This is a genomic window from Tychonema sp. LEGE 07196 (genome assembly GCF_963890365.1).
Taxonomy (GTDB): Bacteria; Cyanobacteriota; Cyanobacteriia; order Cyanobacteriales; family Microcoleaceae; genus Microcoleus.
The window spans coordinates 1-6820 of the sequence record NZ_CAWPRX010000141.1 but is presented as its reverse complement, the minus strand read 5'-3'; the positions used below and the strand labels follow the sequence as shown (position 1 = coordinate 6820).

At 44.4% G+C, this 6820-nt stretch carries 6 protein-coding genes; 2 read left to right on the top strand and 4 right to left on the bottom strand.

All coding sequences use genetic code 11. From position 1 onward, the window contains the following. Positions 1–225: 225 nt before the first annotated feature. Both AACV78_RS16000 and AACV78_RS15995 read right to left on the bottom strand, forming a co-directional pair. Entirely contained in the window at positions 226–858 is a 633-nt protein-coding gene (locus tag AACV78_RS16000; protein ID WP_194012917.1) for a 7-carboxy-7-deazaguanine synthase QueE, read from the bottom strand. Positions 859–1174: 316 nt separating this feature from the next. Next, positions 1175–1873, bottom strand: a complete 699-nt coding sequence (locus tag AACV78_RS15995) for a class I SAM-dependent methyltransferase (RefSeq protein WP_194012916.1) — start codon at positions 1871–1873, stop codon at positions 1175–1177. An 828-nt stretch (positions 1874–2701) separates the two neighbouring features. On the opposite strand from AACV78_RS15995, the gene AACV78_RS15990 reads away from it, so the two are divergent. Further along, entirely contained in the window at positions 2702–3469 is a 768-nt protein-coding gene (locus tag AACV78_RS15990; RefSeq protein WP_194012915.1) for a hypothetical protein, read from the top strand. Between the two features lie 533 nt (positions 3470–4002). After that, on the top strand, positions 4003–4449 hold the full coding sequence (locus AACV78_RS15985; RefSeq protein WP_194012914.1) for a hypothetical protein: 447 nt from the start codon (positions 4003–4005) through the stop codon (positions 4447–4449). A gap of 151 nt (positions 4450–4600) precedes the next feature. Here AACV78_RS15985 and AACV78_RS15980 read toward each other — a convergent pair whose 3' ends face one another. Both AACV78_RS15980 and AACV78_RS15975 read right to left on the bottom strand, forming a co-directional pair. After that, positions 4601–5161, bottom strand: coding sequence for a cyclic nucleotide-binding domain-containing protein (locus tag AACV78_RS15980; protein ID WP_194012913.1), 561 nt, complete (start codon positions 5159–5161; stop codon positions 4601–4603). 348 nt (positions 5162–5509) lie between these two features. Further along, a complete protein-coding gene (locus tag AACV78_RS15975; protein ID WP_194012912.1) occupies positions 5510–6499 on the bottom strand; it encodes a DUF1517 domain-containing protein in 990 nt (329 codons plus the stop codon). Positions 6500–6820 lie beyond the last annotated feature (321 nt).

The following is a 6820-nucleotide window of genomic DNA, read 5'->3' as shown; positions in this document are numbered from 1 at the left end:
TTATGAAATTGGTATAAGATGTTGATGTGAATCATGGTGGGGATGGGGCGCGGGTTTATGAGATTATATCGTTTCCGTTTGGATTGGAATGATTTAACCGCAGAGTACACAGAGTACACAGAGGGAGAGAATATATATCTGAATTATTCCGATGCTACCGGATTTGATATTATTTGTGGTTTCATAGATAGTTTGTGAATCCGCCCCTACAGGATTTTGGAATGTTTATTGCACGCCAATAAACTTGTGAGTTTGCAAAGACAACCTATAACTAGGATGCTGTTTTAGTAATTCCAAAATAATCGGAATTGCCCGATCGCGCGATTCCCATTCCGGCTGCAAAAACACAGGCACATTCATATTTTCAACAAAATATTTTTTGTAAAAATCAACTTCTTCGCCCGTGCTAACTACCAACTTAATTTCATTGGCTTTCTTCCAAAAATGCTCTTGTACCGGATATTTAGGATTGACGTGTTCTTTAGGAGAAAGAGTAATCCAAGCCAGCGGCGAAACATCTTGCCAATAAGCGCCAGAAGTTTCAATACTCACTTGCTTGTCAGCTTGTAACAATGCTGCAACTAACTCCGGCAAATTCTGGTGGATGAAAGGTTCGCCGCCAGTAATGACAACTCTCGGCGACTGCAATTGAGCTAGCAATTGTGCGATCGACTGCGGCACCGACGGCAAACCTTTGCCCCCATTTGCGTAACCGGTATCGCACCAAGGACACCCCACGGGACAACCTGCCAATCTAATAAAATCAACTAAAGTACCTGTCCAATAACCTTCGCCTTGAACAGTACACTGAAAAGTTTCGTGAATCGGTAATTGTATTTGTAAATTTGATGCCAGCATTTGTTACTTTAAATTAATAATATTTGTTGACAATTTTGATTAATTGTAATTGATTGTCGCTAATTAATATAGTCCTAGATACAGGGGTAGGCAGAAACCGGGTTTTTCACGAAAATACTGTATCGCAGCCTTCAATACAGATAAAAACCCGGTTTCTTTGGTTTTAACTGATATCTTCTGTGGCAAAAACCGGGTTTCTGACCGCAAATTTAGCATCACAACCTATATCTCTCATTCAGAAACCCGGTTTTTAAGAGCTTGTTGAGAATGGTGCTCTTCTGTCAGTTTTAATGAAGTTCCCAGCAGCTAAAACTCTTTAATTGTGATGTTCCGGCTGCATGATAGTCGCCCAGCGGCGTTTCAGGGCTAAAGTCAGTCCGTCAGCAATGGGGACAACACTCAGAGTAACTCTCGGATCGTTACGCAATTTGTCGTTGAAACTGCGAAGGGCGAGGGTACTTGTGTCTTGTACTTGAGGATCGGCAACTCGTCCAGACCACAGAACGTTGTCAATTACTATTAAACCGCCATTGCGTACAAGTTGGAGCGATCGCTCAAAATAAGCCTCATAATTTTCTTTATCCGCGTCTATAAATGCAAAATCAAAGGTTCCTGCTTGTCCCTCGGCTATTAGTTTGTCGAGAGTATTGATGGCCGGGCCCAATTTCAAAGAAATCTTGTTTGCGACACCCGCAGCTTCCCAATAGCGCCGCGCTATAGAAGTATATTCCTCGCTGACATCGCAGGCAATAATTTGACCGTTAGGAGGCAGCGCTAAAGCTACGCACAGGGAGCTATAACCCGTAAAAACGCCAATTTCTAAGGTTTTTGTCGCTCCCATAAGCTGCACCAGCACCTCCATAAACTGACCTTGTTCGGGAGCTATTTGCATCATACCCATAGGATGCTTAGCAGTTTCTTCTCGCAGTGCAGCGAGAATATCTGGTTCCCGCAGGGAAATAGATAATAGATAATCGTAAAGTTTATTTTCGAGACCAATAGTTGAGTTCGTCATCGGTTTGTCCTTCCTGCTGACTTTTGATTTGAGATTGTATGCGTGCAAATATTGGAAATCGGATACGGTAGAGTTAATTTTAGCTATTTTGCTGTGGCTGCAGCTTGCGGTATGACCCTCTCGGTGACAAGCTGGTAATTTGCTTTCACGGGCGATCGACCTTTCAATCAGTTTATCTCAGCCGCAGGCGATCGAGCTGCTCTGCAACAGAAAAGTGGAGAGAGGAGCGTTTTGACATTGCTGCGTTCTTCCCCAAGTGTAACCCTGGGAGTTATACCAGTTCAAAAAAGAATGCCACTGTAGATAAGCTGTAAACCCAGACACAATCAGTCATTACTAATTTCAAATCTTAAATTTTAAATTGTATGACTTGGGGAAAATCTGACTTTATCCCGATCGCTAATCGCTAATGAATAATTATGTATAACTTAGGCAATTCTCACAGATAAACTGTTTTATTTGACTATTATTGCTCGGCGAAAGACCGTGTATTTTTTTTCAAACAAACCAGGTGTCTGGAAAGTCTTGTGTCCTGGAATATTACTAATCACTAATAAACTGGGTTGAACAATAGGACGCTTTATCAACTGTCACAGCTTATTCTTCCACACCCCAAAAACCTACCCACAATCAAAATAACATTCCACGGTTGAGATATAGCAAGTATTTCGATGAAAAAGTCAAGTTGGTTGCAACCCTTGCCTAGCACTGTTACTCATCACTAATTAACCGAGATTAATAGGACGATTACTTAACTGTCACAGTTTCTGGCTCCATATCAAAACAACCTACTCACAATCAAAATAACATTTCACAAAGGCTCTCGTTATGTACAGTTTTGCAGGGTTCGGTGCGGGTACGGGCTTATTTCTATTGTTGGTTTTTGCCATTCTGCAATGGCTGCACGTCCCCGCCGGCAGTTTTATTGATTGGATAATTGCAATTGCTATTTTTGAATGGCTGTTGCTGATAGTTACAGTTCCTTGGAATGTCCATTTTGAAGCTAAAGAAGTTTTATCGCAAGCCGCAGAATCTACTAAAAAAAACATTGCTGTCGATTCCGAACAACTCAGATATGTTAATGTATTAGCGAGCCGATCGCTCTTTGTGGCGATCGCCCTGCATCTCGGAAGCGCGATCGGACTTTACGCCCTAGCCGCCGCTGGAATTAGTGCTGTGGGCTATCTCAGTTCCGGTGCCGCGCTGCTGTTAACGGTACTGCGTCCAGCTATCCGAGGCTATCAGTATTTAGCCCAGCGGCTGAGAACTATCCGCAGCCAATTTTTGTACCCCCGCGAAGATATTGTCGAACTCCGCAGCCGCTTTGCAAACTTAGAATCTACAGTTAAAGATTTGACCAATACATTAAGTTCAGACAATCCGAATTCCTGGGTGGCTGTACAAGAGCGGGAGCAACAAGCCACTAAAATAGAATTAACTAATTTAGCTGCATCTCTACAATCTTTGCGATCGACCAATCAGGCAGAACACACGAAACTGGCAAGAGATGCAGAAAGTGCGATCGCCCAGCTTACCGACGACGGACAATTTCTTAACCACGTCCGCGAAATCATCCGCTTCTATAAAGAAGCATAAAGTCAGTAGTCAGTAGTCAGTAGTTATTAGTCATTGGAAATTGTTAGCTGTTGAATGTTAGCTGTTAGCTGTTAGCTGTTAGCTATTGACTGTTAACTAATAACTAAGCTGTTGCGGCATTTAAACTGTATGTCAAAAAAAATAAAACTCTTGTGGAGGTGGGCATCATGCCCGCCCTGAATATACAATTTAAATGGGCGACGACTTAATAACTAATAACTAACAACCAATCACCAATCACCAATCACCAATCACCAATAACCAACTACCAACTGCTTTCCTGTCAACTGCTTTCCTGTCAACTGACTAATTCCCTACCTTTAGATAGATGTAAAAGGGTCACTACTGTAAATTTTCCCAAGAAAATAGAGATTAATCTGTCTTTAGGAAGACTCAATAAATGTATTAATGTATTATGTAGCAGCAATTTCTCGCAAACTCTAACCAAAGATAGTTTGTGAATGAGTTAGCTTAAGCTTAATATTAAAGGATAAGCCAAAGACCTTTTGAAAAAACTGAAGAAGGAATAAATCATGACTAATCGCCAACCCACACCACCCGACGAACAAATTAGCAAAGCAACACCAACCGACGAACAAATCGAAGCTAATATGGAAGCCCCCCACTACGACAGGGGCATTACTCCTGCTGAGACAGCAGCGCGCCAAGAACGCGAAGGCGCTAACTTCATGCACGCAACCACCGAAGCAAAGCAGAAAAGCGCCAAAACAGACGACCAAACCGATGACGAAAGCATTCACACTACAGATGGTTATACAGTAGACAAAGAAGGTCTGGTTAACAATTACGCGATCGAACCGGAAATGTACATCAACGAACCGGGCGATTTGAAAGCAAAAGAAGAAGCCGAAGCAGCAGAACGCGCTCGAATTCTTGCGGAAATCAAAGATAAAAGAGGCGAGGAAGGAAAACTGACAGAAGAAGCAGACACCCGTCACAAAGGGCCAGGAATTATCTAGATTGTCTGGTTGATAGTTGCACCTCAGCGCGCGAGGTAGCAACTCGAAAGGGACGGATTTTAGGGGAAAGGTCGATCGACCTTTCCCCTAAAATCCGGGCCCTATTTTGCTTGAGAATGCTGTGACATATATCCCGATGCCTAAAAATTACTCAAGCCCTCACATTTTCCCTCAGCCAATTAAACTTGGCCTGAGCTAGGGCTAAATTTTGCATAATGCTAGGATTGATATCCTCGCGCTCTAATTCTGGTTGATCAAATTCTTCTATATTGCGCCCGTATTCTATATGTCTAATCGTACCGCGCATCCTGTCTGCCAAACAGAGCGAAATTCCATAATAAAAACGGGAAGCAAAACCCATATCGTGTTCGAGTTTGACTACTAACTGCCGCCGGGGAATTGCCAGCAAGTGAGTTTTTTCGATCGCCTTTACCGTAGCCAAAGGAGGACGAGCATCAATAAAAGAAACTTCTCCCACAAGTTCACCGCTAGCTATTCTAGCGAGTTCTTTCGTCTCTTGGGCCTCGATCGAAACGCTCAAACTCCCTTCCAAAACAATATATAACGCATCTATCTGTCTCCCTTCAAAAATCAAAATCCCGCCCGCATCGAGAACTTCCCTTTTACCTTTTTGGATGATCCAGTCAATATCGTCATTATTTAACTGGCTCAAAATAAAAAGTGCTTTTTTTCTGCTGCTGCTGTGTGGCATAAATTTAGCTCCCGATCGCTTCTTTATATAATCATCTTTCGTCTGCTCGTTACCAGTCGGAGCGACAGTAATGCAGATCCGGATGAAGAGCCTTTCTTTACCTCTGCGCCTCGGGATAGAAAAAATTGTGGCAGATGTTTAAGTTATTAAATTTTCGTTCCCAATCGCTGAGGCATCGCGTTGAATAATTAATCTTTCAATAATAGCATTTGTTGAATAAATTTTTTGAACTCGATCGGCATTCACAACAGATTGCAAATTTCTTGTCTGACAACCGATCGGGTTCGCCCCACAGCTTTCTTTGGGGATGGGGCGCCCGAAACAATTCTCCGCGCCCCGTTTGGCTCGCTAAATCAATCGCAAATCAGGATAGCCGGCCAACATATCATCAGCAGTGAGAGTGTCGCCGCTAGCTTGAGGAGTCCACAGCACCTCAACCGCCAGCAACTGCTCGCTCGATACTCCACCAATCTGGCGCAAAGCTTGGCGCAAATCTTCAGAGTTTTTCACCGAGGGCAATTCCAATTTGCCTTGAGTACCGACAATCAGCGTCACCACAATAAATTCACTAGGAGCGGAATTCAAATCGGAAGCAACCAGCGCGCCGTTTTCCTGCAAACCAGGCAAGATATTGCTGCTCCCGGCCTGCCGGAGCTGATTGTTATAATTCGAGAGCGTTTCTTCAGAAAACTTACTGCGTTCTGCCAAAGAAAACTGGTTAAATTTAGCTTCGGCTGCTTCCAAGCGAGTTTGCATAGATTCAGCGCCCGCGTAAACCCAGTATTCAGGATGGCGCAGCATAGCCAGAGTAGATTCTTGCAGCACTTGAGCGCGACCGACTGCTGTATCGGTATCCGCTGTGCGCGCTAGGGAGTCGAGTTCGGCTTGCAAACTGCGGGCCTCTGCTAACAAACCCACTTGCAAGCGGGCCACAGATACCGTGGTGCTAGAAACGCTGTTGCCGAGTTCGTCAGTTCCACCCCGGGCGCTGCGGAAGCTTTGCACGAGGAAATTGGCGATCGAAATAAAAATCAAAATCGAGAACAGGCCGCCAAATCCGCCGCCAAATCCAAAAAACGGTAGCAAGAACGGGAAACCAAATCCACCGCCAAATCCACCGCCATAGCCGCCGGGGTAGTAACCCCCTCCAGACGGCGCGCGACTCGGAGATGAATAACTGCGCGCGGGCGCTCCAAAAGATCCGCCGCCAATGCGTCCTCCGCTGCGAGCAGCCAGGGCTCCGTCAGCGTTACTGAGGGCTAGCGTCACTACCAGACCGATCGCAAATAGTGATTTCAAAAGCGGTTTCATCATCTTTGAAATTAGTTGCTTGTACATAACACCGTTACTATTCGATACATTTATAATTTACAATCTATTCTCGCGGATGGGCAGCGCGGTTGTAGGGGTGAACTGTGTGAGATATCCGTACTAGCCGAACCCTACACCGCTAGAACTCTGTCTGGGAACGACAAAGGCTAGAGAGAATAGAGGACTCAAGTCCTTACTGCGAACCACGGACGCGGGTTTTACAGAACTTTACGTAGTTTGAGGGCGATCGACCAACAATAAGCTCTAGACTTTTAGAGAAACGCCCCCAGTCCTAGAAAGCAGGACTTTATCTACCATAACAAACATTATGTTTCCAACCCACCGCCC

Coding starts and splice junctions, on each gene's coding strand:
- AACV78_RS15985 (WP_194012914.1), top strand. CDS start 4,003: ATGACTAATCGCCAACCCACACCACCCGACGAACAAATTAGCAAAGCA.
- AACV78_RS15995 (WP_194012916.1), bottom strand. CDS start 1,873: ATGACGAACTCAACTATTGGTCTCGAAAATAAACTTTACGATTATCTA.
- AACV78_RS15975 (WP_194012912.1), bottom strand. CDS start 6,499: ATGTACAAGCAACTAATTTCAAAGATGATGAAACCGCTTTTGAAATCA.
- AACV78_RS16000 (WP_194012917.1), bottom strand. CDS start 858: ATGCTGGCATCAAATTTACAAATACAATTACCGATTCACGAAACTTTT.
- AACV78_RS15990 (WP_194012915.1), top strand. CDS start 2,702: ATGTACAGTTTTGCAGGGTTCGGTGCGGGTACGGGCTTATTTCTATTG.
- AACV78_RS15980 (WP_194012913.1), bottom strand. CDS start 5,161: ATGCCACACAGCAGCAGCAGAAAAAAAGCACTTTTTATTTTGAGCCAG.